19 protein-coding genes and 2 pseudogenes are annotated in these 22,413 nt (G+C 63.9%); 13 read left to right on the top strand and 8 right to left on the bottom strand.

Annotated elements, in window-relative coordinates:
* The first annotated feature begins 82 nt into the window (after positions 1 to 82).
* Together U9R80_RS09295 and U9R80_RS09300 are read left to right on the top strand one after the other, a co-directional pair.
* A complete protein-coding gene (locus U9R80_RS09295; protein ID WP_301843164.1) occupies positions 83 to 1,885 on the top strand; it encodes a PAS domain-containing sensor histidine kinase in 1,803 nt (600 codons plus the stop codon).
* A complete protein-coding gene (locus tag U9R80_RS09300; RefSeq protein ID WP_301843166.1) occupies positions 1,885 to 2,511 on the top strand; it encodes a response regulator transcription factor in 627 nt (208 codons plus the stop codon). Before U9R80_RS09295 ends, U9R80_RS09300 begins: the two co-directional genes overlap by 1 nt.
* A gap of 86 nt (positions 2,512 to 2,597) precedes the next feature.
* Here the strand turns inward: U9R80_RS09300 and U9R80_RS09305 are convergent, their stop codons facing one another.
* Positions 2,598 to 2,918 (bottom strand): DUF883 family protein, encoded by a 321-nt coding sequence (locus U9R80_RS09305; RefSeq protein WP_301843167.1) that lies wholly within the window; start codon positions 2,916 to 2,918, stop codon positions 2,598 to 2,600.
* A 132-nt stretch (positions 2,919 to 3,050) separates the two neighbouring features.
* Here U9R80_RS09305 and U9R80_RS09310 point away from each other — a divergent pair, with 132 nt between their 5' ends.
* The 4 genes and pseudogenes from U9R80_RS09310 to U9R80_RS09325 all read left to right on the top strand — a co-directional run bounded on the left by U9R80_RS09310 (position 3,051) and on the right by U9R80_RS09325 (position 8,279).
* Positions 3,051 to 3,305: a hypothetical protein gene (locus U9R80_RS09310; RefSeq protein WP_128326314.1), complete on the top strand. Its 255-nt coding sequence runs from the start codon at positions 3,051 to 3,053 to the stop codon at positions 3,303 to 3,305.
* A gap of 210 nt (positions 3,306 to 3,515) precedes the next feature.
* Positions 3,516 to 4,022: pseudogene (locus tag U9R80_RS09315) on the top strand (RNA polymerase sigma factor); the annotation flags it as partial.
* A 4-nt stretch (positions 4,023 to 4,026) separates the two neighbouring features.
* A complete protein-coding gene (locus tag U9R80_RS09320) occupies positions 4,027 to 4,905 on the top strand; it encodes a FecR family protein (RefSeq protein ID WP_301843170.1) in 879 nt (292 codons plus the stop codon).
* Positions 4,906 to 5,846: 941 nt separating this feature from the next.
* Entirely contained in the window at positions 5,847 to 8,279 is a 2,433-nt protein-coding gene (locus tag U9R80_RS09325) for a TonB-dependent siderophore receptor (protein ID WP_301843172.1), read from the top strand.
* Position 8,280: 1 nt separating this feature from the next.
* On the opposite strand, the gene U9R80_RS09330 is transcribed toward U9R80_RS09325, so the two are convergent.
* On the bottom strand, positions 8,281 to 9,171 hold the full coding sequence (locus U9R80_RS09330) for a LysR family transcriptional regulator (RefSeq protein WP_301843174.1): 891 nt from the start codon (positions 9,169 to 9,171) through the stop codon (positions 8,281 to 8,283).
* Between the two features lie 100 nt (positions 9,172 to 9,271).
* Here U9R80_RS09330 and U9R80_RS09335 point away from each other — a divergent pair, with 100 nt between their 5' ends.
* From U9R80_RS09335 to U9R80_RS09360, 6 genes are all read left to right on the top strand, one after another.
* Positions 9,272 to 10,351: an extracellular solute-binding protein gene (locus U9R80_RS09335; RefSeq protein WP_301843176.1), complete on the top strand. Its 1,080-nt coding sequence runs from the start codon at positions 9,272 to 9,274 to the stop codon at positions 10,349 to 10,351.
* A gap of 22 nt (positions 10,352 to 10,373) precedes the next feature.
* Positions 10,374 to 11,336 carry an agmatinase gene (gene speB, locus U9R80_RS09340; protein ID WP_301843178.1) on the top strand — a complete coding sequence of 321 codons (963 nt, stop codon included), beginning with the start codon at positions 10,374 to 10,376 and terminating at the stop codon, positions 11,334 to 11,336.
* 111 nt (positions 11,337 to 11,447) lie between these two features.
* Positions 11,448 to 11,771 (top strand): hypothetical protein, encoded by a 324-nt coding sequence (locus U9R80_RS09345; protein WP_301843180.1) that lies wholly within the window; start codon positions 11,448 to 11,450, stop codon positions 11,769 to 11,771.
* Between the two features lie 26 nt (positions 11,772 to 11,797).
* The gene (locus U9R80_RS09350; protein ID WP_301843181.1) at positions 11,798 to 12,943 is read left to right on the top strand and encodes a PQQ-dependent sugar dehydrogenase; all 1,146 of its coding nucleotides are present in this window, start codon (positions 11,798 to 11,800) and stop codon (positions 12,941 to 12,943) included.
* Between the two features lie 943 nt (positions 12,944 to 13,886).
* Positions 13,887 to 14,993 carry a cell division protein ZapE gene (gene zapE, locus U9R80_RS09355; protein ID WP_301841604.1) on the top strand — a complete coding sequence of 369 codons (1,107 nt, stop codon included), beginning with the start codon at positions 13,887 to 13,889 and terminating at the stop codon, positions 14,991 to 14,993.
* A gap of 11 nt (positions 14,994 to 15,004) precedes the next feature.
* Entirely contained in the window at positions 15,005 to 15,592 is a 588-nt protein-coding gene (locus U9R80_RS09360; protein ID WP_301841603.1) for a DinB family protein, read from the top strand.
* Here U9R80_RS09360 and U9R80_RS09365 read toward each other — a convergent pair.
* The 5 genes from U9R80_RS09365 to U9R80_RS09385 are packed head-to-tail and all read right to left on the bottom strand — an operon-like array spanning position 15,589 to position 20,175.
* A complete protein-coding gene (locus tag U9R80_RS09365; RefSeq protein ID WP_301841601.1) occupies positions 15,589 to 16,587 on the bottom strand; it encodes an alpha/beta fold hydrolase in 999 nt (332 codons plus the stop codon). The two genes, U9R80_RS09360 and U9R80_RS09365, sit on opposite strands and share 4 nt — an antisense overlap.
* A gap of 58 nt (positions 16,588 to 16,645) precedes the next feature.
* Positions 16,646 to 17,080, bottom strand: a complete 435-nt coding sequence (locus U9R80_RS09370; protein WP_301841600.1) for a YqaA family protein — start codon at positions 17,078 to 17,080, stop codon at positions 16,646 to 16,648.
* A 10-nt stretch (positions 17,081 to 17,090) separates the two neighbouring features.
* On the bottom strand, positions 17,091 to 17,519 hold the full coding sequence (locus U9R80_RS09375; protein WP_301841599.1) for a DUF411 domain-containing protein: 429 nt from the start codon (positions 17,517 to 17,519) through the stop codon (positions 17,091 to 17,093).
* Between the two features lie 15 nt (positions 17,520 to 17,534).
* The gene (locus U9R80_RS09380) at positions 17,535 to 18,446 is read right to left on the bottom strand and encodes a copper resistance protein B (protein ID WP_301841598.1); all 912 of its coding nucleotides are present in this window, start codon (positions 18,444 to 18,446) and stop codon (positions 17,535 to 17,537) included.
* The gene (locus U9R80_RS09385) at positions 18,439 to 20,175 is read right to left on the bottom strand and encodes a copper resistance system multicopper oxidase (RefSeq protein WP_301841596.1); all 1,737 of its coding nucleotides are present in this window, start codon (positions 20,173 to 20,175) and stop codon (positions 18,439 to 18,441) included. The genes U9R80_RS09380 and U9R80_RS09385 overlap by 8 nt, the downstream gene beginning before the upstream one ends.
* Before the next feature lie 194 nt (positions 20,176 to 20,369).
* Between U9R80_RS09385 and U9R80_RS09390 the strand changes: the two genes are divergently transcribed.
* Positions 20,370 to 21,116, top strand: a complete 747-nt coding sequence (locus U9R80_RS09390) for an SDR family oxidoreductase (protein WP_301841594.1) — start codon at positions 20,370 to 20,372, stop codon at positions 21,114 to 21,116.
* A 30-nt stretch (positions 21,117 to 21,146) separates the two neighbouring features.
* Here U9R80_RS09390 and U9R80_RS09395 read toward each other — a convergent pair.
* A pseudogene (locus U9R80_RS09395) lies at positions 21,147 to 22,295 on the bottom strand (ATP-binding protein); the annotation flags it as partial.
* Positions 22,296 to 22,413: the final 118 nt, after the last annotated feature.

Raw genomic sequence — 22,413 nt, forward strand, 5'->3', positions numbered from 1 at the left:
CGCTATGGTACTTGGAAGATAGACTATAGCAATATAGTAGAAGTACCATATACGGCTTCGAGGTTACCCTTTGACTGCTCCCATGACGCCCCCCTTGCTCACCTGCGACCCACAGCCCAGCTTGCTCCTGGACGCCTCTGCAGCCGTGCTGGCGGTCAACCCGGCGCTGCAGGCCATGCTCGGCCCCTGGCCCGAACGTTCGGTGGACTATTGGCTACCGAGCAATTTCCCGGCGCTGGTCACTGCCTGCCTGAGCCAGGCGCGGGCCATCAGTGATGTCGAAGCATCGGTGGCCGGGCGCATCCTGCTCTGGACTTTCATCCCCACCGGCACCGATCAGGTGCTGGCGCGCTGCCGTGATGCCACAGCCGAGCGCCTGGCTGAACGCGAGGCCAGCCAGGCGCGGCGCCTGTATCGGCTGATTACCGAGAACACCACCGACCTGATTTCTCGACACAGCCCCGATGGCTGTTTTCTGGATGCTTCGCCTGCCTCCTACCGTTTGCTCGGGTATTGGCCCGAGGAGCTGCGCGGGGTGCCGGTGCAGTCGCTGTTCCATCAGCAGGACCGCCAGCAATCGCTCGCGCAGGCCGCCCAGGCCCTGGAGCAGGACGGCTACCAGACCATGACCTGCCGGGTGCGTCATCGGGACGGTCGGTACCTGTGGTTCGAGATCGCCAGCCGCGCCATTCGCGAGACCTACACCGGTGCAGTGGTAGAGATCGTCAGCGTCTCGCGGGACATCAGCGTGCGGATCGAGGCCCAGGAAAACCGTCGACGGCTGGCCGAAGTGGTGGAGGCCAATACCGACCTTGTGCTGTTTACCGACCGTGACGGGCGCCTGAGTTACCTCAATGGTTCGGCGCGCCGGGCGCTGGGGTTGCAGGACGTCGATGCGCTGCCGTTGTTGCAGGCCCTGCTGGACCCGGCCCTGCAGCAACGGCTGGACCGCGAAGGCTGGCAATGCGCCGAGCAAGGCGGGGTCTGGCACGCCGAGACGCGGTTGATACCCTGGCAGGGCACTGCGGCGTTTCCCGTGTCGCTGGTGCTGCTGGCCCATCGCGGCACGGGCGGCGAGCGCTACTACTCGTTGGTGGCGCGCGACATGACCGAGCGTGAACTGCGCGAGAGCCAGCAACGGCGCCACCAGGACGAACTGGCCCACAGCGCGCGGTTGGTCACCTTGGGCGAACTGGCCTCGGGGATTGCCCATGAGATCAACCAGCCGTTGGCGGCGGTGGTCAACTATGCCGGTGCCAGCCAGCGTTACCTGCAGGCCCTGGACCGTGATCCGCAGGCCGCGCACCGGGTGTCCCAGGGGTTGCAACGCATCAGTGAGCAGGCCACCCACGCCGCCGAAGTGATCAAGCGCCTGCGTGCCTTTTTGCGCAAGGAGCCTCGGCGCCTGCAGGCCTTGCGCGTGGGCGATGTGGCCACAGAGGCGGTGCGGCTGTGCGACTGGGAGGCCAGCCGCGATCAGGTGAGCATCGTGCTGCAGATCGCCGATTCGCTGGCCTCGGTGTATGCCGATCGGGTGCTGCTCGAACAGGTGTTGCTTAACCTGCTGCGCAACGCCATCGATGCCAACCGCGAGCAGCACTCAGGGCAACCCTCGCGTATCGTGCTCAGCGCAGCACTGGTCGCAGGGCAGGTGCAGATCGACGTGAGTGACCAGGGCCCGGGTGTGGCACCCGACCGCCTGGATGGTATTTTCACCCCCTTCACCACCAGCAAGCCGGAAGGCCTGGGCCTTGGCTTGAGCATGAGCCGCAGTATCATCGAGGGCTTTGGCGGCACCTTGCAGGCGCAGCCGGGCGAGGCGGGCGGGTTGATTTTGAGTTGTCGGCTGTCGGCGGTGGCCGGTTCCGCGATTGAGGATGTGTAATGCAGCAACCGAAAGTCTATGTGGTCGACGACGACCAGGGCATGCTCGACTCCACGGTCTGGCTGCTGGAGTCGGTGGGTATCCAGGCGCTGCCCTTCACCAGCGGCCAGGCGTTTTTGAATGCCTGTGACGGGCACCTGCCCGCTTGCGTGCTGCTGGATGTGCGCATGCCGGGGATGGGCGGGCTGGGTGTTCAGGAAGCCTTGCGCGGGCGCGGCGTCGAGTTGCCGGTGATCTTTCTGAGCGGCCATGCCGATGTACCGATCGTGGTGCGGGCGTTCAAGGCGGGCGCCTGTGACTTCATTGAAAAACCCTACAACGACCAGCTGTTGCTGGATGCGGTCCAGTCTGCGCTCGATCAATCTTCCCAGACCCTTGCCGGCAGCGGGCCGCGTGACCAGGTGCAGGTGCGGATCGACAGCCTGACCCCGCGTGAGCGCGACGTGTTCGTGCCGCTGGTGCAGGGGTTCAGCAACCGGGAAATTGCCGAGCAGCTTGAAATCAGCGTGAAGACCGTCGACCTCTACCGGGCGCGGGTGATGAAACGCATGGAGGCAGAGACATTGCCTGCCTTGGTGGGAATGGCGATTGCCTGTGGAGTGGTGCAGGCATTGAGCTTGCGCTGACGGGAGTAGGAGCGGGCTTGCCCCGCGATCGGCCTTGAACCGTGTGCAGGATTGAAGGCCGATCGCGGGGCAAGCCCGCTCCTACCTCAGGGGCGACGTCCCAGCAGCAAGCCCACCACCAATCCGAATCCCGCCGAAATCGCGACGGTCTGCCACGGGTGACCACCGATGTAGTCCTGGGTGGCATCGACCACCGGCTGGGCCTTGTTGCGCACATTCCCGACCGATTCGCGCGCCTGCTTGAGCTTCAGGCCGATCTGGGCACGCAGCGTGTCGGCGTCTTCGCCCACCAGCTTGGCGCTGTCCTGGAGCAGTTTTTCCGATTCTTCGATCAACGCCTGCAGTTCGCTGAACGCCTGGTCCTTGATTTGCTCAGCTTCGGCTTGCACGGTGTTTTTCCTGGCCATGGACACTTCCTCGTCAGTTGATGGGCATTGAACAGTGGATGCCGCCGGGTGCGGAAAGTTGCAGCGGTTTGTAGGGCTGTGGCGGCTACAGTGTAAGATAGCGCCTATTTTTCAGCGGCAGGACACCCCCTCATGAGTTTCAATCTGGCCAACAAGAGTTTCGCCGAACGGGCGCAGATCGAGGACGAGAAAGCACGTCTGTTCGAGCTCTGGCAGACCAACCTGGGCAAGGCCAAGGGCGAGGCCGCCCGGCTGATTGCCGAAAAGCCCCGGCGCAAGGGCAAGTGGGCCGAATGGGTTCGCGCCGAACTGGACGGCATGTCGCCGCCCGAGTTCGCCAACATGGTGCGCAGTGAAGTCAACAAGCTGATGGCCGCGGCCAAGTAACCGTGCGTTGAGCCGTGGCGAGCCCGCCACGGCGATCTCCCAGGTCTTGCGTGGTGCATCAGGCGAGCGGGCCTGGGCACGGCTGGGCAGGTGGGCAAAGTGGTTTCAGTGGGGCAAATGCACGGCGACGTTGAAAGCCGTTGACGTTATGAACGATACTGTTTCTCATTAACGTCTGACTTCCGTTCCCAAGGCCCATCGAATTCCTCCATGTTGACGTCTCCCGTGTCCGGGCTGCTTGCCAGCTTCCAGGAACATTACGATGACCTGCTGCAGTTCCTGACCCGGCGCATGAGCGACCGTCAGCGTGCGGCCGACGTGGCGCAGGAAACCTACCTCAAACTGGTCAAGATCGAGCAACAGGACCTGCCTGTGCTGCACGCGCGCAGCTTCATTTTCCGCGTGGCCGGGAACCTGGCCATCGATACCCTGCGGCGCGAGCAGCGCCTGGCCGGCAACCTCGATGACAGCGAGGCGGCGCGCGAGGTGCCGTGCCCGGCGCCCGCCCCCGAGGCGGCCCTGCTGGCCCGCGAGCGTCTCGAACAACTGGATGAGGCGCTGCTGCAGTTATCGCCCAATGCCCGTCAGGCGCTGTTGCTCAACCGTGTCGAGGGCCTGACCCAGGCGCAAATCGCACAACAACTGGGCGTTTCCGAGAGCATGGTGGCAAAATACATCGGCCAGGCCCTGCGCCACTGCCGCGACTGGCTCAAACACAACCATGATTGATGCCCTCCCCATGCCTGCACCGCAGCCGATCAGCGATATCTCCGACGATGCCCTCGACTGGCAGGTGTTGCTGCATTCAGGCAACGCCACTGATGCCGACCGTGAGCGTTACCTGCGTTGGCGCACCCTCAGCCCCGGGCATACGCAGGCGGCGCTGGAAGCCGAAGCCTTGTGGGGCGATCTGGGCCAGACCCGGGCAGCCGCTGAGCTGACTGTGCCTGCGCCGCGTCGCCGTCGCTGGGGTTCGGCCCTGGCGGCATCGCTGGTGCTGGCGCTGGTGGGGTATGGCGGCTGGCAGCAGGCACCGGCCTTGCTCGCCGATTACCACACCGCGGTGGGTCAGCAGCAGCGTATTACCCTGGCCGATGGCTCGCATGTGCTGCTCAACAGCGCCAGTGCGTTATCGGTGGATTTCACCGATGGCCAGCGGCGGGTGATGCTCAAGGCGGGTGAGGCGTTGTTTGAGCCTGCCAGTGATCCGCGTCCGTTCGTGGTCGATGCCGGTGGTGAGCCGGTGCAGGGGAGCGGGGCGGTGTTCAGTGTGCGTCGCGACGGCAGCGGTAGCCGGGTTGTGATTGCCCAGGGTGAGGCGCAGGTGGGGGACCGGGTGTTGCAGGCCACCCCGGATGCGCGGGCGCTGACGGCCTGGCAGCGGGGCAAGCTGATTTTCAATGGCAAGCCGTTGCGTGAGGTGCTGGCTGAGCTTGAGCGTTATCAGCATGGGCGCATTGTGTTGTCGGATCAGCAGTTGGGGGCGATGCAGGTCAGTGGGGTGTTCGACCTGGATGATCCGCAAGGGTTGTTGCGTACGCTGGAGCAGCGGTATGCGCTCAAGGTCACCTATCTGCCCTGGCTGGCCGTGGTGTATTGACCGGCTTGTGTAGGAGCGGGCTTGCCCCGCGATGGCCCCTGAGTCGTGCACATCGGGTAGGACCATCACCGGCCTCGCGATGAGGTGTTGGTATGGGTGGTCTTATCCATTGGCCAAGGTGACGCTGATTCACCTTTGCGCCCTTACGGCGCCTTACTTTGGCAGTCGCCCCAAAGTAAGCAAAGGGCTTGCCCCACCAGGGGTTCTGCGCTGCGCTTCGAGTCCCCTCACTGGTTAACGGGGCAGGTGGATCAAAAGCCAGATCAAGATCAAGTGCACAATTCGCTGCGCTCTTGCTGGTCTGCGCTGTCTGTAGGAGCGGGCTTGCCCCGCGATGGCCCCCGAGTCGTGCACATCGGGTAGGACCATCACCGGCCTCGCGATGAGGTGTTGGTGTTGGTGGTCTTATCCATTGGCTAGGGTGACGCTGAATCACCTTTGCGCCCTTACGGCGCCTTACTTTGGCAAACGCCCCAAAGTAAGCAAAGGGCTTGCCCCACCAGGGGCTCTGCGCTTCGCTGCGAGTCCCCTCACTGCGGTGTCGCTACGGGGCATTGCGAGCTACGCGTTGCAAGCAACGCTACGCTTCGCATCTTCGGCATTCGCCGAAGGCGCTGCGCGCTAGCCCCTCCACGACACCTCCGTTCGGCCCTTCTGGTTAACGGGGCAGGTAGATCAAGATCAAAAGCACAATTCGCTGCGCTCTTGCTGGCCAGCGCTGTACTTTTGGGCTGCTGTAGGAGCGGGCTTGCCCCGCGATGGCCCTTGAATCTTGCCGATACGTGCATTCCAGGCAGGGACCCATCGCGGGGCAAGCCCGCTCCTACGGTTGGTTTGAAAATAATTTCACTTTCGTACTGCAAGTTCTTCTTCGCCAAATCGTCGTAGTGAGACTGATCAGTAATTCATTCTCATTTGTACCCTTTGCCTGGAAGAAAACAGTGAAGTCTATCGCCCCCTCCAGTGGCTATTTCAAACACGCGCTGCTGGCCTCCACTGCCGTTGCGGCGTTGCTCGGGCCGGTCTGGGTTCAGGCGGCCGAGGTTGCCAGTGCTGCGCAAAACAGCACCCAGCAAGACCGTGAAGTCACCCTGGAGCTGCCGGCCCAGAACCTCGATCAGGCCCTGACCGCGTTCGCCGATCAGGCCGGTCTGCACTTGTTGTACACCACCTCGGATGTCGCCGGCCTGCACAGCCAGGCCCTCAATGGTCGCTACAGCATCGCCCAGGCCCTGCAGAGTTTGCTGGCCGGCAGCGGCATGAGCTGGCAGTTCAGCGATGCGCGCACGGTGATTCTGCGCAAGGCCCAGGCAACGCCGGCCAGTGTCAGTCTCAAGCCGATCGAAGTCAGTGTCGCTTCGCGTACCAGCACCGCCATCAGCGAAATTCCCGGCACTGTCTGGGTGGTCGATCAGCAGCAGCTCAACGAGCAGATCAACAGTGGGGTGAGCCTCAAGGAAGCCATCGGCAAGCTGGTACCGGGCCTGGACCTGGCGCCGGAAGGGCGTACCAACTACGGCCAGAACATGCGCGGTCGCAATGTGCTGGTGATGATTGACGGGGTCAGCCAGAACAGTTCGCGCGGGCTGTCGCGCCAGTTCGACAGTATCTCGCCGTTCAACGTCGAGCGGGTCGAGGTGCTCTCCGGCGCCAGTGCCATCTACGGCGGCGGCGCCACCGGCGGCATTATCAATATCGTCACCAAAAAGGGCGAGGAAGGCCCGGCGCGCTTTGAAACCCAGCTGGGCGCCAGCAGCGGTTTCAACAACAGCGACGACCTTTCGACCCGTATCGCCCAGTCGGTCAGTGGCGGCAACGAGCGTGTGAATGCGCGCCTGGGTATCTCGGGCGAACAGAATGAAGCCTTCTACGATGGCGCCGGTGACCAGATTTTCATCGACAACACCCAGACCGACCTGCAATACAACCGCACCATCGACGTGCTCGGCAGCCTGGGCCTGAAGTTCAACGACGAGCAAAGCCTCGACTTGCTGGCCCAGTACTACGACTCGGGCAACCACGGCAGCACCGGGATCTATTTTCCCAACTTGAATTACAACGCCCCCTCGGACCTCGAAGATGCCGAGCTGCGCAGCGGCTACTCCACCGACCTGGAGCCGCGCACCAAGCGCCTGCTGCTCAATGCCAACTACCACCACAGCGATGTACTGGGCCAGGATTTCTACTTGCAGGCGTCCTATCGCAAGGAAGACGACAACTTCTACCCGTTCCCGTACTACAACCCCGGCAAACCGGCCGGTTCCAAGGGGGTGTACTTTGCCGCCTCGCAGCAGAACTTTGAAGTCAGCAGCCTCAAGGCCTTGTTCGCCAAGCAGTGGGACACCCTCAAGCTGACCTATGGCGTGGACCTGGACCGCGAGCGTTTCAATGCCGACCAGACCACCTTCGATGCGCTGACTTCATCCGAAAGCGGCGGCCTGGACCTGGACAAGGCCAGCGAGGCCCCGCGCTACCCCAGCTACCGGGTAGACGGCCTGTCGTACTACGCCCAGCTGGACTGGCACGCCACTGACAACCTGACCGTCTCCGGTGGCGCCCGGCGCCAGCAGATGGACGTGGATGTCGGTGATTTCAAGAGCGTGCCCGGCGGCACCAACGACTACCAGGTCAACCTGTTCAACCTGGGCGCCATCTATGACTTCAAGAACGGTCATCAGGTGTGGACCAACTACGGTGAAGGCTTCGACCTGCCAGACCCGGCCAAGTACTACGGCAAGCCCGGCCTGAGTGTCGAAGACAACCCGCTGGCGGGTATCAAGAGCCGTCAGGTCGAGATGGGCTGGCGCTATGCCGACCTGGGCTGGGACGCCCAGGCCGCCGTGTACTACATCTGGTCGGACAAGATCATCACCACCGACATGGCCACCCTGACCATCAACGTCGAGGACCAGAAGAGCCGGGACTTCGGTTTCGAAGGTGCGTTGACCCGTCACTTTGAAAGCGGCTGGGAAGCGGGCAGCACCCTGCACCTGGTGCGCTCCGAGGAAGAAGACCAGGACGGCGACTGGATCAAGCGTGACGCCCGTTACGCCTCGCTGTCCAAGTCCACCGCCTTTGTCGGCTGGAAGCAGGAGGGCCGCAGCGCGCGCCTGCAGGCCAACCATGCGTTCACCCTCGAAGACGATGCCGACCACGAGATCAGTGGCTACACCACCTTCGACCTGCTGGGCAGTCAGGACACCGGCTTCGGTACCTTCAGCGCCGGCATCCAGAACCTGCTCGACAAGCAGTACAGCACCGTCTGGGGCCAGCGCGCGACGCTGTTCTACTCGCCGACCTACGGCCCGGAGTACCTCTATGACTACCAGGGCCGTGGTCGCACCTACACCCTGACCTGGTCGATGGCGTACTGAGTCAGGTGAAGGCAGCCAGCAGGTCGTCACCAAAGGCCTGCTGGGCGTCGCTGGGCACCTGGGCACGGTGGCGGGCGAGTACGAAGGGCACCTGGAAGTCGAGCGCCGGGTCCAGCCCATGTAACAGCCCGCGTTCGACCCAGGGCGCAGCGAAGTGGCAGGGCAGGTAGCCGATATGACGCCCCGACAGGATAAATGCCAGGGCACCCTCGACCTGCTCGGAGCGCGCCGCCCCCCGACCGCCCGTGAGCGGGTCGGGGTTTTCCATGAAGCGGTAGGGGTGCTCGACCGGGTCGGCTTCACGCAATAGCTCAAGGCTTACGTGCGCCTGGCCGGCGAACGGGTGGTGGCTGGCGCAGTACAGGCGCTGGGTTTCCTCGAACAGCGGCGTGTAGTCGAAGGCCGACTGCTTGCCGGAGAAGTAGCCGATGGCCAGGTCCAGGCGCTGCTGCAACAACTGGCGCTCAAGGTCGGCCGGCATGGCGCTGACCAATTCCAGGCGCACGGATTCATCACGCTGACGAAAGCGCTCGATGGCCCGGGCCAGGCGCAGGGTCACGCTGCTGTCCTGGGCTTCGGAAATACCCACCCGGACCTCGCCCAGCAAACGCCCGGCCACGCCGTTGGCCTGGTGGCGGAAGGCTTCGATCTGCACCAGCAACTCCCGCGTGGCCTTGAGCAGCACCTCACCTTTGGCGGTCAGGCGAAAGCCGCCTTTGCCACGGCTGCACAGGCGATAACCCAGCCGCGTTTCCAGGCGGGCCATCTGCTGGCTGATGCTCGGCTGGCTCAGGCCCAGCACGCCCTGGGCGGCACTGAAGCCGCCGGCCTCGACTACAGTGACGAACAGCCGCAGCAGGTGCAGGTCGAGGTCGTGCAGTTGTCCAAGCATCAAGCATTGCTCCTGCTGAATGTCAGGTTAAGTAACTTGCCATTTTAGCAATGTAACCCGGCGTGCATGCTGGCGGCATCCACTGACAAAGGTGCCCGACATGCGTACGACCCTGTGGTTGCTCCCCCTGATACTGGCGCTGCCGGTGCAGGCCGAAGATAAAGTCCTCAACCTCTACAGCTGGGCCGACTACGTGGCGCCAGAGACCTTGCAGCGCTTTGAAAAGGAAACCGGCTACAAGGTGCGCTACGACACCTTCGACACCACCGAAGTGCTGGAAACCAAGCTGCTCACTGGCGGCAGCGGTTATGACGTGGTGGTGCCGTCTTCCAGCCTGCTGGCGCGGGCACTGGCGGCAGGGGCGCTGCAACCGTTGAAGGCACAGTCGATGCCCGGCTACGGCAACCTGGACAAGGACCTTCTGGCCAAGCTGGCCGAAGTGGACCCCGGCAACCAGTACGCTGTGCCGTACACCTGGGGCACCCTGGGCCTGGGCATGAATCTTGAGGCGGTACGCCAGCGGCTTGGCGATGCGCCGCTGGACAGCCTTGACCTGCTGTTCAAGCCCGAATACGCCAGCAAGCTCAAGGACTGCGGGATCGCCATGTCCGACTCGCCCCAGGAGGTGATCGGCGTGGCCCTGCACTACCTGGGCAAAGATCCCTACAGCCGCAACAAGGATGACCTGGCGGCCGCCCAGGCGCTGCTGCAGCAATTGCAGCCCTCGATCAGCTACGTGGCCAACGGCCGGCAGATCAACGACCTGGCCAACGGCAGTGTGTGCCTGGCGCTGACCTACAACGGTGACGCGGCCATGGCCGCCGACCAGGCCCGCCAGGCCGAAAAGCCCTATCAGGTGATCTACCGGATCCCCCGCGAAGGCACGATCATCTGGCAAGACAACCTGGTCATCCCCAAGGACGCGCCGCACCCGGAGGCGGCGCGGGCCTTTATCGCCTTCATGCTGCGCCCCGATTCAGTGGCGCCGCTGACCAACACGCTGTTTTTCGCCAACGCCAACAAGGCGGCCACCGTGCTGGTGGACGAGGCGGTGCGCAGCGACCCGGATATCTACCCCTCGGATGACGTGCGCGCGCGGCTGTTTGCCGACCGCAGCATGAGCCTGGCCGACATGCGCCAGCGCACCCGCCTGTGGACCACCTTCCGTAGCCGCCAATAACAACAGAACCAGGAGCCCGATGATGGATCTCGCCCCGAACAACGACCAGGCCATGACCCGTGACAGCCTGTATGGCACCGTTGCCGAAAACACCTTTGCCGGTATCACCAGTTTTTCCCGGCGCCGTTACAGCCGCGACCTGCGCGGTGTCGATGTGGTGGTCAGCGGCGTGCCGTTCGATACCGCCACCAGCAACCGGCCGGGGGCGCGTTTCGGCCCGCGGGCCATTCGCGCAGCCTCGGTGCAGCAGGCCTGGGCCCGGCATTGGCCGTGGGCGTTCGATCCGTTCGATCACCTGGCGGTGATCGACTATGGCGATTGCAACTTCGACTACGGCAGCCCCCAGACGATACCGGACAGCATCCAGGCCCATGCCGAACACATCCTTGAAGCAGGCTGCGCTCTGCTGACCCTGGGGGGCGACCACTTCATCAGCTATCCGCTGCTCAAGGCCCATGCCCGCAAGCACGGTCCGCTGTCGCTGATCCACTTCGACGCCCACAGCGACACCTGGCCCGACGAAGAAGGCGGTGGGCGGGTCGATCACGGCACCATGTTCTGGCACGCCGCCCGTGAAGGCCTGGTCGACCCTGCGCGTTCGGTACAGATCGGCCTGCGCACCACCAACGACGATACCCAGGGCTTTGCCGTGCTCGATGCACGCCAGGTACACCGGCAAGGTTGCCAGGCGATCATCGAGGCGATCCGCCAGCGGGTGGGCGACAACCCGGTGTACCTGACCTTCGATATCGACTGCCTGGACCCAGCCTATGCACCCGGCACCGGTACGCCGGTGTGCGGCGGGCTGACCACGGTGCAGGCGCTGGAGATTATCGGTGGCCTGCGCGGCATCAACCTGGTGGGCATGGACCTGGTGGAGGTCGCACCGGCCTACGACCACGCCGATATCACCGCCCTGGCGGGTGCGACGCTGGCGATGGAGATGCTGTGTCTGTACGCCGCGCGCCACAAAGTGGACGTGTGAGTCGGAAACAAAATGAATCACGTGTAGGAGAAATCACGGTTCCCTGACGAACCTGGCGCGCCTTAGGCTATCCAATGCTTGGGCGCGTCGATTCGCGCAGGAGGTGAACCCGTGAACAGATCACTGCCGGGCCTGACCGGCCTGTCCCTCAGCCTGTTGTTGCTTGCGCCGGTCCAGGCCGCGCAGGCACCGCTGCAGCTGGCTGCCTCGCCGAACAACCCTTACAACAGCCCGATCATGCGGGCCAACCCCAATAGCCGCCAGGGCAGTGTGCAACCCGCACCGCCGGTGCGTGGCCCGTCGACCCAACCCATTCCGCGCCAGCCGACCCTTGAGAACCGGGGCATCGGTAATGGCCAGGACATGCGCCGCGAGCAGTCCGCGCCGCGCCTGGAACCCACCCGACCGCCCCGCGAGTCGACTCGCACGCCGTGATGCGGCCCCCTCGAAAGGAAACGCTGATGTCTGCACGCACCTGGATACCCACATTGTTGACGGCGGCTCTGTTGCCGTTGTTGGCCCATGCTGCTCCCGAGCGCGATTTCAAGAGCGAGGAGGGCACCGTCAAGGTCAGCACCCTGGCCGAAGGCCTGCACAACCCCTGGGCCCTGGCGTTCCTGCCGGATGGCAAAGGCATGCTGGTGACTGAACGCCCGGGCAACTTGCGCATTGTCAGTGCCGAGGGCAAGGTCGGCGCGCCGCTGGGCGGTGTGCCGGTGGTCTGGGCCCAGGGCCAGGGTGGCTTGCTCGATGTCGTGTTGTCGCCAACGTTCAAGCAGGATCGCCTGGTGTACCTGAGTTTTGCCGAGGCGGGGGAGGACGGTAAGGCGGGCACGGCGGTCGGACGGGGGCGGTTGTCGACCGACATGGCCAAACTTGAAGACTTCAACGTGATCTTCCGCCAGCAACCCAAGCTGTCCACGGGCAACCATTTCGGTTCGCGCCTGGTGTTCGACCGCGACGGCTACCTGTTCATCGCCCTTGGCGAGAACAACCAGCGCCCGACGGCCCAGGACCTGGACAAGCTGCAGGGCAAGCTGGTGCGCATCCTGCCCGACGGCACGGTACCGAAAGACAACCCCTTTGTCGGGCAGAAAAACGTCAGGCCGGAAATCTGGTCGTTCGGCCATCGCAACCAGCAAGGTGCGGCGCTCAACCCCTGGACCGGCGAGTTGTGGACCCACGAGCACGGACCTCGTGGCGGGGATGAAATCAACATCCCCAAACCTGGCAAGAACTATGGTTGGCCCATCGCGACCCACGGCATCAACTACTCGCTGCTGCCCATTCCCGAGGCCAAGGGTGAGCATGTGGATGGCATGGTCGATCCCCATCATGTCTGGGAAAAGTCGCCGGCAATCAGCGGCATGGCCTTTTACGACAACCCCCGTTTCAAGCCCTGGGACCACAATCTGTTCATTGGTTCCCTGCTGAACCAGGAGCTGATCCGCCTGCAGCTTGATGGCGACAAAGTGGTCCACGAAGAGCGCCTGCTGGGTGAACTCGATGCACGCATCCGTGATGTGCGGGTAGGACCGGACGGTTACCTCTACCTGCTCACCGATGCCGAGGATGGCCAACTGCTCAAAGTGGGCCTGGACCTGTAGGAGCGGGCTTGCCCCGCGAGACGATGTGCCTGACCAACCGCAATCGCGGGGCAAGCCCCACTGCGATCAGTCCGGGAAACGCTCTACGTCCGCTGCGCGGCCGATCGCAGCCTCGTACCTCGGCAGCGGCTACATCGCCCGTAGCCGCTGCCGACAGGCTGCGATCGACTGCGTAGCAGTCGCCAATGCGGTGATGAATGGCAGGGTGAAGACAGTTGCTTCCACCAGGTGGTTGACTGTGCCTGCTATGAAAATGTTGGCCAAGACAGTTGCTCCTACCTGAATCAGGAGCTGCCTGCAGCTTGATGGCGACAAAGTGGATGTGCAGGTGAGGCCGGGCGGTTACCTCTACCTGCTCACCGATGCCGAGGATGGCTAACTGCTCAAAGTGGGCCTGGACCTGTAGGAGCGGGCTTGCCCCGCGAGACGATGTGCCTGACCAACCGCAATCGCGGGGCAAGCCCCACTGCGATCAGTCCGGGAAACGCTCTACGTCCGCTGCGCGGCCGATCGCAGCCTCGTACCTCGGCAGCGGCTACATCGCCCGTAGCCGCTGCCGACAGGCTGCGATCGACTGCGTAGCAGTCGCCAATGCGGTGATGAATGGCAGGGTGAAGACAGTTGCTTCCACCAGGTGGTTGACTGTGCCTGCTATGAAAATGTTGGCCAAGACAGTTGCTCCTACCTGAATCAGGAGCTGCCTGCAGCTTGATGGCGACAAAGTGGATGTGCAGGTGAGGCCAGGCGGTTACTTCTATCTGCTCACCGATGCCGAGGATGGCCAACTGCTCAAAGTGCGCCTGGACCTGTAGGAGCGGGCTTGCCCCGCGAGACGATGTGCCTGACCAACCGCAATCGCGGGGCAAGCCCGCTCCTACCTCCTGCGGCTTGCCCGCGATCCGCTTCAGCACCAGAATGGGCCTTTTTCCTACAGGCCCTTTCCATGCCCGGCTCCCCCCTGCGCCTCTACCAACAGGCCATCGACCAGGACGGCTTTGTCAGTGACCCGGCCCAGGCTCAGGCTGCCAGCGCCCTGGACGCGTGCTTCAAGGCCCTGCAGCGTGGTGAAACCCCGCAGGGCGTCTACCTCTGGGGCCCGGTAGGGCGGGGCAAGACCTGGCTGATGGATCAGTTCCATGCCTGCCTGCAGGTACCCGCCCGGCGTCAGCACTTTCACCATTTCATGCGTTGGGTGCACCAGCGCCTGTTCCAGCTCAACGGCACCGCCGACCCCTTGCAGGCGCTGGCCTTGTCCCTGGCCGAAGAGATCCGCGTGCTGTGCTTCGATGAACTGTTCGTCAACGACATCGGTGACGCGATCATTCTCGGGCGCTTGTTCCAGGTGCTGTTCGAGGCCGGTGTGGTGATTGTTGCCACCTCCAACCAACCGCCCGACCAGCTATATGCCGATGGCTTCAACCGCGAGCGTTTCCTGCCGGCCATTACCGCGATCGAGCAACACATGCAGGTGCAGCCGGTCATTGGTGACCAGGACCACCGCCTGCACCCCGGCGCTGCGCAACAGCGCTATTGGGTACGCGAGCCCGGGCAGCCCCAGGCGCTGGGCGATGTGTTCACCCTGCTGCGGGGCGAGCAAGGGTGCACCGATCAGCCTGTGCAGGTGGGTTCCCGGCAGATCCAGGTGGTGCAGCGCGGCGCCACGGTGATCTGGTGCCGCTACGCCGACCTGTGCGAGCAGCCGTTGGCCGCCATGGATTTCATGGCCTTGTGCGATACCTTCAAGGCGATCTTGCTCAGTGATGTGCCCGCCCTGGGCGCCCGCCAGCGTCCGGCGAAAATTGCCCGGGGTACCGAGGACGGCGCCGAGCGGGTGGTCGCTGGCGATCGTGAGTTGCCGCAGTTGTCGATTCACGATGACAGCGTGCGGCGTTTCATTGCGCTGGTCGATGAATGCTACGACCGTCGGGTCGCCCTGTACCTTGAAGCCGAAGTACCGCTCGAAGCGCTCTACACTCAAGGGTATCTGGAGTTCCCGTTCCGGCGAACGCTGAGCCGATTGCGGGAGATGCAACTGCAACGCTTCTGTTGAAGGAGTCGATCATGCAGCCGCTTTCGCTTTCGCATTATCTATTGACCATGGCCTACCAGAACGGCTGGGCAAACCACAGGCTCTACAAGGCCTGCCTGCAATTGAGCCAGGACGAGTTCGTGGCGCAACGCTGCAGTTTCTTCGGGTCGATCAAGGCGACCCTCAACCACATCCTCACGGTGGACTGGTTCTACCTCAACGCCCTGGAATCCGAGCAGCGCGGCGAGGCGCCGGAGCCCGACACCGAACGCTTCTTCGAGCCCCAGGAACCCTTTGCCACCTGTGAAGCCCTGTATGACGAGCAGGCGCAGGCCGACCACCGCCTGATTGCCTATTGCAGCCAGTTGCGCGACGACCAGCTACAGCGCTATGTGAGCATGGTGCGGCCTGATTGGGTCCAGCGCGAACAGCGGTTGCGCCTGCTCTCGCATCTGTTCGAGCACCAGATCCACCATCGCGGGCAGGTCCACGGCATGCTCAGCGACACGTCGGTCAGGCCGCCACAGCTCGACGAGTTCTTCTGCGAGGACGAAGCCCACCTGCGGGCCCAGGACTTCGCCGAGCTGGGCTGGACCGAAGCACAGATCTGGGGGCGCTAGCGCCCCAGCCAACCGAGCAGGGCCTGATGAAAGCGCTCCGGCGCCTCGATCTGCGGCGCATGCCCAAGGCCCGGGAACTCCACCAGCTCGCCTTGGGGTATGAGCTTGCTCACCTCCTTGCCCAAGGTCTTGTAGTGACCGAGCCGGGCCTTGACCTCGGGTGAGGCGATGTCGCTGCCGATGGCGGTGGTATCGGCATCGCCGATCAGCAGCAGGGTCGGCATCTGCAGATCCTTGAATTCATAGACCACCGGCTGGGTGAAGATCATGTCGTAGATCAGCGCCGAGTTCCACGCCACCGCCTTGTGCCCGGGCCCCTGGTTGAGCCCTACCAGCATTTGCACCCAATGCTCGTACTCGGGCTTCCAGCGCCCGGCGTAATAGGTGTTGCGCTCGTAGTTGCGCACCCCTTCGGCATTGAGCTTGAGCTCGCGTTCATGCCATTGATCGACGGTGCGATAGGGCACGCCCAGGGCTTTCCAGTCCTCGAGGCCGATGGGGTTCACCAGCGCCAGGCGTTCGATCTGCCGGGGGTAGAGCAAGGCATAACGGGTGGCGAGCATGCCGCCGGTGGAGTGGCCGAGCAGGCTGGCCTTGCTGACCCCCAATTGCTTGAGCAGGGCGTGGGTGTTGTCGGCCAGTTGCTGGAAGCTGTACTGGTAATGCGCCGGTTTGCTGGAGCTGCAAAAGCCGATCTGGTCCGGGGCGATAACCCGGTAGCCGGCGTCACTCAGGGCCTTGATAGTGGTTTCCCAGGTGGCGGCGCAGAAGTTCTTGCCGTGCATCAGTACCAGGGTCCGGCCGTTGGCCTTGCCGCTGGCGGCAACGTCCATGTAGCCCATCTGCAGGGGCTGGCCCTGGGACTGGAAGTCAAAGTGCTTGAGGGGGTAGGGGTAGCTGAAACCTTCGAGTTGCGCGCCATAGGTCGGGGGCTGGGCGGCGAAGGCGTGGCTGGCGAGCAGGCCGCTCAGGGCCAGGGCGGATAAGCGCAGCATGGGGGCACTCCGTGTTGAGCCGTGGGTTCAGGCTCAGACTGTACCCGCCCGCAAGGATTCAATGTTGCATCCAGCCCAGTGTCACCAGGGCCAGCACCAGGTAGCGACCGGCCTTGGCCACGGTCACCAGCAACAAAAAGCGCCAGAACGGTTCGCGCATGATCCCGGCGATCAGGGTCAACGGGTCACCGATCACCGGCATCCAGCTCAGCAGCAGCGACCACTGCCCATAGCGCTGGTATCGCTGCTGGGCTTTTTCCAGTTGGGCGGGCTTGAACGGAAACCAGCGCCGGTCACGCAGGTGCTCGATGCCGCGGCCCAGCAGCCAGTTGACGATCGAGCCCAGCACATTGCCGGCGGTGGCAATCAGCAGCAGGCTGACCACCGCCTGCGGGTCGCGCACCAACAGGCCCACCAGCACGGCTTCCGATTGCAGCGGCAACAGGGTGGCGGCGCCAAAGGCGCTGAGAAACAGCGCCCATTCACTCAACATTCAGGGCAGATCAGTAGTTGGCGACCACTTCGTCGCGGCCATCCTGGGTCAGGCCAATGACTTCGTAGGCGTCCTTGTGATCGCCCATTTCCATGCCCGGCGAGCCCATGGGCATACCCGGTACGGCCAGGCCCTTGAGGTCGGAGCGCTTGGCCAGCAGCTTGACCTGCTCGGCCGGTACATGGCCTTCGACGAACTTGCCGTCGATCACGCCGGTGTGGCACGAAGCCAGGCGTGGTGCCACGCCCAGGCGCTGCTTGACCGCGCTCATGTTCGGCTCGACATGGTCATTGACGGTAAAGCCGTTGTCGCGCAGGTGGGTGATCCACTCCTTGCAGCAACCGCAGTTGGGGTCGCGGTAGACGTCGATGGTCTGGCCGGCCTGGGCCAGGGTGCTCAGGGCCAGCAGGCCGAAAGCGGCGATTTTCTTGCTCAACATGGTCACTCTCCAAGACTAGAAACGCAGGCGGACACCAGCGACCAGGCGGGTCTGGCCGATGTCGCCATCGTCATCACGGATCTGTTCGGCGGCATTGCCGTAGCTCCGGTTGAAACTCACGCCCAGGTAAGGGGCAAATCCACGGGTGATCTCGTACCGCAGGCGCACGCCGATTTCACTGTCGGCAAGGCCGCTGCCCTGGTCGCGGCTGGCGTCGTTGCGGCCATAGAAATTGGCCTCCAGGGACGGCTCGAGTATCCAGCGATTGGTCAGCAGGATAGCGTAACTGCTCTCCAGACGCAGCGCGGTTTGTTGACGCTCACCCACATAGGCAGTGGCTTCCAGTTCCAGGCCATAGAGCGGCATGCCCTGAATGCCGAATGCCGCCCATGCCTGGCCGCTGGCCGGTTTGAAGTCCTGGCGCACGCCGCCCACCAGTTCCCACCAGGGGCTGATGGCATGTCCCCACAGTGCCTGCAGTTCGGCCTTGTGGGTGACGCCGTTTTCACGCTCGCCTTCGGTGCGCAGCCAGAGCCGGTCGATGTCGCCGCCGATCCAGGCATTGGCGTTCCAGTTCAGCACGTCGCGGCTGTCGTAGTTCTGGTACTCCAGTTGCTCGACGATCACCGCCCAGTTGACCTGCTTGTCATGCACGGTGTGACCGGGCAAGGGCGGGAAGGCGGCGCGACGGTCGGCGTCGGTGATGGGGCGCAGGGGCGTGCGCGGCGTGTCCGGGGCCTGAGCATGATCCATGGCGCCGTGGTCCATCGTGGCGTGGTTCATAGTGCCGTGGCCCATGCTGCCGTGCTCCATCGTGCCGTGGTTCATTGCAGCATGGTCCATCTGCTGGGCACGGCCGTCTTCGCTGGCCAGCAGGGCGAGTACGGCCAGGCTGCCCAGCCATGGGCGATTGAATGGCTTATTCATCGACGCGTACCTCGCGGAACATGCCCATCTCCATGTGGTAGAGCAGGTGGCAGTGATAGGCCCAGCGCCCCAGGGCATCGGCGCTGACCCGGTAACTGCGCCGGCTCCCCGGCGGGATGTCGAGGGTGTGCTTGCGCACCTGGAAGCGGCCGTGCTCGTCCTCAAGGTCACTCCACAAACCGTGCAAGTGGATGGGGTGGGCCATCATGGTGTCGTTGACCAGGGTGATGCGCAGGCGCTCGCCGTAGGTCAGGCGCAGCGGCTCGGCGTCGGAGAACTTGATGCCGTTGAACGACCAGGCGAAGCGTTCCATGTGGCCGGTCAGGTGCAGCTCGATTTCCCGGGACGGCTCGCGGCCGTCGGGGTCGGCAAAGGTGCTCTTGAGGTCGGCGTAGGTCAGTACCCGGCGACCGTTGTTGCGCAGGCCAATGCCCGGGTCGGCGAGGTTGGGCTTGGGACTCATGGTTTGCATGTCGACCAGCGGATTGCCGGTTTCGCTGGCCGGGTGGGCCTGCATGCCGGACATGGCGCCGTGGTCCATACCCTGCATGCCGGCCATCTTGCTGTGGTCCATGCCACCCATGCCTCCCATGCCTCCCATTGCGTCCATACCGCCGTGGCCCATGTCGGCCATGGTCAGGATCGGCCGCGGGTCGGGTGCCGGCACGGGTGCGCTCAATCCGGCGCTGCGGGCCAGGGTGCCGCGGGCATAGCCGGTGCGGTCCATGCTCTGGGCATAGAGGGTGTACGCGGGCAGGTCGCCGACCTGTACCAGCACATCGTAGGTTTCCGCCACGGCGATGCGCAGTTCATCCACCGTCACCGGGTGCACCGGCATGCCATCGGCGGCGATTACCGTCAGCTTCAGCCCCGGGATGCGGAAGTCGAAGTAGCTCATGGCCGAGCCGTTGATCAGGCGCAGGCGCACGGTTTCACCCGGCTGGAACAGGCAGGTGAAGTTGCCGTCCGGGGGCTGGCCATTGAGCAGGTAGGTGTAGGTGGCGGCGCTGATGTCGGCAAGGTCGGTGGGGCTCATGCGCATCTGCGCCCAGCCCTTGCGCTCGGCCACGGTCTTCGACCAGCCGTGCAGCGCCACGTCGTCGATGAAGTCGCCGACGGTGCGCTTGTGGTAGTTGAAGGCGTCGGACTGTTTTTTCAGCGTGGCCATCAGTTCATCGGGCGCCTGGTCGCTCCAGTCGCTGAGCAACAGCACATAGTCGCGCTGGTAGCGATGAGGCTCGGGTGCCTTGGGCTCGATGACGATCGCGCCGTACACCCCGGCCTGTTCCTGCAGGCCGGAATGGCTGTGGTACCAGTAGGTGCCGCTTTGCTGCAGGGTGAACTGGTAGAGGTAGTCGCCACCGGGCTCGATGCCGGCAAAGCTCAGGCCCGGCACGCCGTCCATGTTGGCCGGCAGGATGATGCCGTGCCAATGCAGCGAGGTCGGCTCGGCCAGGCGATTGCGCACGCGCAGGGTCACTGTGTCGCCTTCGCGCCATCGCAGCACCGGGCCTGGCAGGCTGTTGTTGATGGTCAGTGCAGTGCGCGGTCGGCCGGTGATGTTGACCGGCGTCTGGCCAATGAACAGGTCGAAGTCGCGGCCGGCGAGTTCATTGCCCAGCGGGGTGCTGGCGGCAAAGGCGGGCAGGCGCCAGAGGCCAAGGCCGGCCAGGGTACTGGCGGCGGCGAAGCCTTTGACGAAGGTACGGCGGGAGGGATGTCGGAGCATGTCATTGCCAATCCAGTAGCGATGGTGGCTCGACAGTAGTCAGTGGCGACTGTCAGAAAACTGAGACGCAGATTACAGATTTGTCAGTTGCCCTCGCGCGCCTGTAATGACGAAGGCTGTAGGGCGCAGCTTTTCGCCGGCCGCTTCCTGCGTTAGCCTTGAGGGCTCAGCACCATTGGGGGCAAGGAGTATCCATGGACAAGGTCATCGTGATCACCGGCGCCAGCCGCGGCATTGGCGCCGCAACGGCACGCCTGGCGGCCCGTGAGGGGTATCGCATCTGCATCAACTACCTGAGCGACGACGAGGCGGCCCAGCGTGTGCTGGCCGAGGTGCGTGAGCTGGGTGCCGAGGCCATCGTGGTCAAGGCCGACGTGAGTGTCGAAGACGAAATCATCCAGCTGTTCCACCGCGTCGATACCGAGCTGGGCCCTGTGACCGCGCTGGTCAATAACGCCGGGACCATCGGGCAGAAAAGCCGGGTCGAGGAGGTGTCGGAATTCCGCCTGCTCAAGTTGATGAAAACCAACGTGGTCGGGCCGATCCTGTGCGCCAAGCACGCCTTGCAGCGCATGTCGACGCGCCACGGCGGCCAGGGCGGCAGCATCGTCAACGTGTCATCGGTCGCCGCCCGCCTGGGGTCGCCCAACGAGTACGTCGACTACGCCGCCACCAAGGGCGCGCTGGATACCTTTACCGTGGGGCTGGCCAAGGAAGTGGCGGGAGAGGGCGTACGGGTCAATGCAGTGCGCCCAGGCTATATCTTCACCGACTTCCACGCCCTGAGCGGCGACCCGGACCGGGTCAGCAAGCTTGAGCCAGGCATCCCCATGGGCCGTGGCGGCCAGGCCGAGGAAGTGGCCGAGGCGATCATCTGGCTGCTGTCGGACAAGGCGTCCTATTCCACCGGCAGTTTCGTCGATCTGGGCGGCGGGCGCTGATCAGCCGCCCGGGTTCTCGTCCTGCTCAAGGCGCGGCAAGTACAGATGGATGCTGGTGCCCTGGCCCGGCGCGGACTGCACCCGCGCCTGGCCACCGGACTGGCGCACAAACCCATAGACCATCGACAGGCCCAGGCCGGTGCCCTGGCCCACGGGCTTGGTGGTGAAAAACGGATCGAATACCCGCCGCTGCACCTCGGGTGACATGCCCGTGCCGTCGTCGCTGACGCTCAAGCGCAGATAGTGCCCGGGTGTCAGGTCAAGCAGCGCCGCGTCCTGGGTATCGAGCAGCACGTTGCGGGTCTCGATGCTGATGTGCCCGTAGCCCGGCAGTGCATCGCGGGCGTTGAGGCACAGATTGAGCAACGCATTTTCCAGCTGTGGCGGATCAACGAAGGTCTGCCACGGCGGGGTGCTGGTGATGACGTTGATTTCGATCTGCGGGCCGACGCTGCGACGGATCAGCTCTTCCATGCCGACCACCAGCGCGTTTACATCGGTGGGGCGCGGCTCCAGCAACTGGCGTCGGGAAAAGGCCAGCAATCGCTGGATCAACGACGCCGCGCGGTTGGAGGCTTCCTCGGCGGTGCCGAGCAAGCGGTCAACGTCCTGGTGGCGACCTTTGGCCAGCAGGTTGCGCGAGATCTGCAGGGCGCCCAATACACCGGTGAGCAGGTTGTTGAAGTCATGGGCGATGCCGCCGGTGAGCTGGCCTACGGCTTCCATTTTCTGTGACTGGCGCAAGGCTTCTTCGGCCTTGTGCAGTTGATGCTGTTCTTGCTTGAGTTCAGCCACGGCCTGGGCTATCCGTTGCTCCAGGCCTTCATTGAGCCGCTTGAGCGCGCCTTGCGCCCGTATGCGCTCGGTGATGTCCTGGAACAGCACCGCCACTTGACCGCGGCTGGCCGGTTCCATGCGAAATGCACAGATACTCAGGAAGCGTCTGGTGGCGACCAGTTCCTGTTCAAAGCGCACCGGCTCGCCCGTCAGTAACACCGGACGGTAACGCTCGATCCAGTCATCGGCCTCGGCGCCCACCATGCCCCTGAGCGTTTGCCCGACCACATGCTCGATGCCCGCATGTTTGGCATAGGCTGCGTTGGCTTCGATATGGATGTAGTCGCTGAGTGGACCGTGGGGGCCATCGAAGAACTCGATGATGCAGAAGCCTTCGTCCATGGTGTCGAACAAAAACAGATAACGCTGCCGGGCTTCGGCCAGGGCCTGTTCGATCTGTGCCTGGACGCGCTCATGGGCGTTGCGCTGCGCCAACTGGGCCTTGAGTTGCGTGTTTTGC

The sequence above is a fragment of the Pseudomonas sp. JQ170C genome (genome assembly GCF_035581345.1).
Taxonomy (GTDB): Bacteria; Pseudomonadota; Gammaproteobacteria; order Pseudomonadales; family Pseudomonadaceae; genus Aquipseudomonas.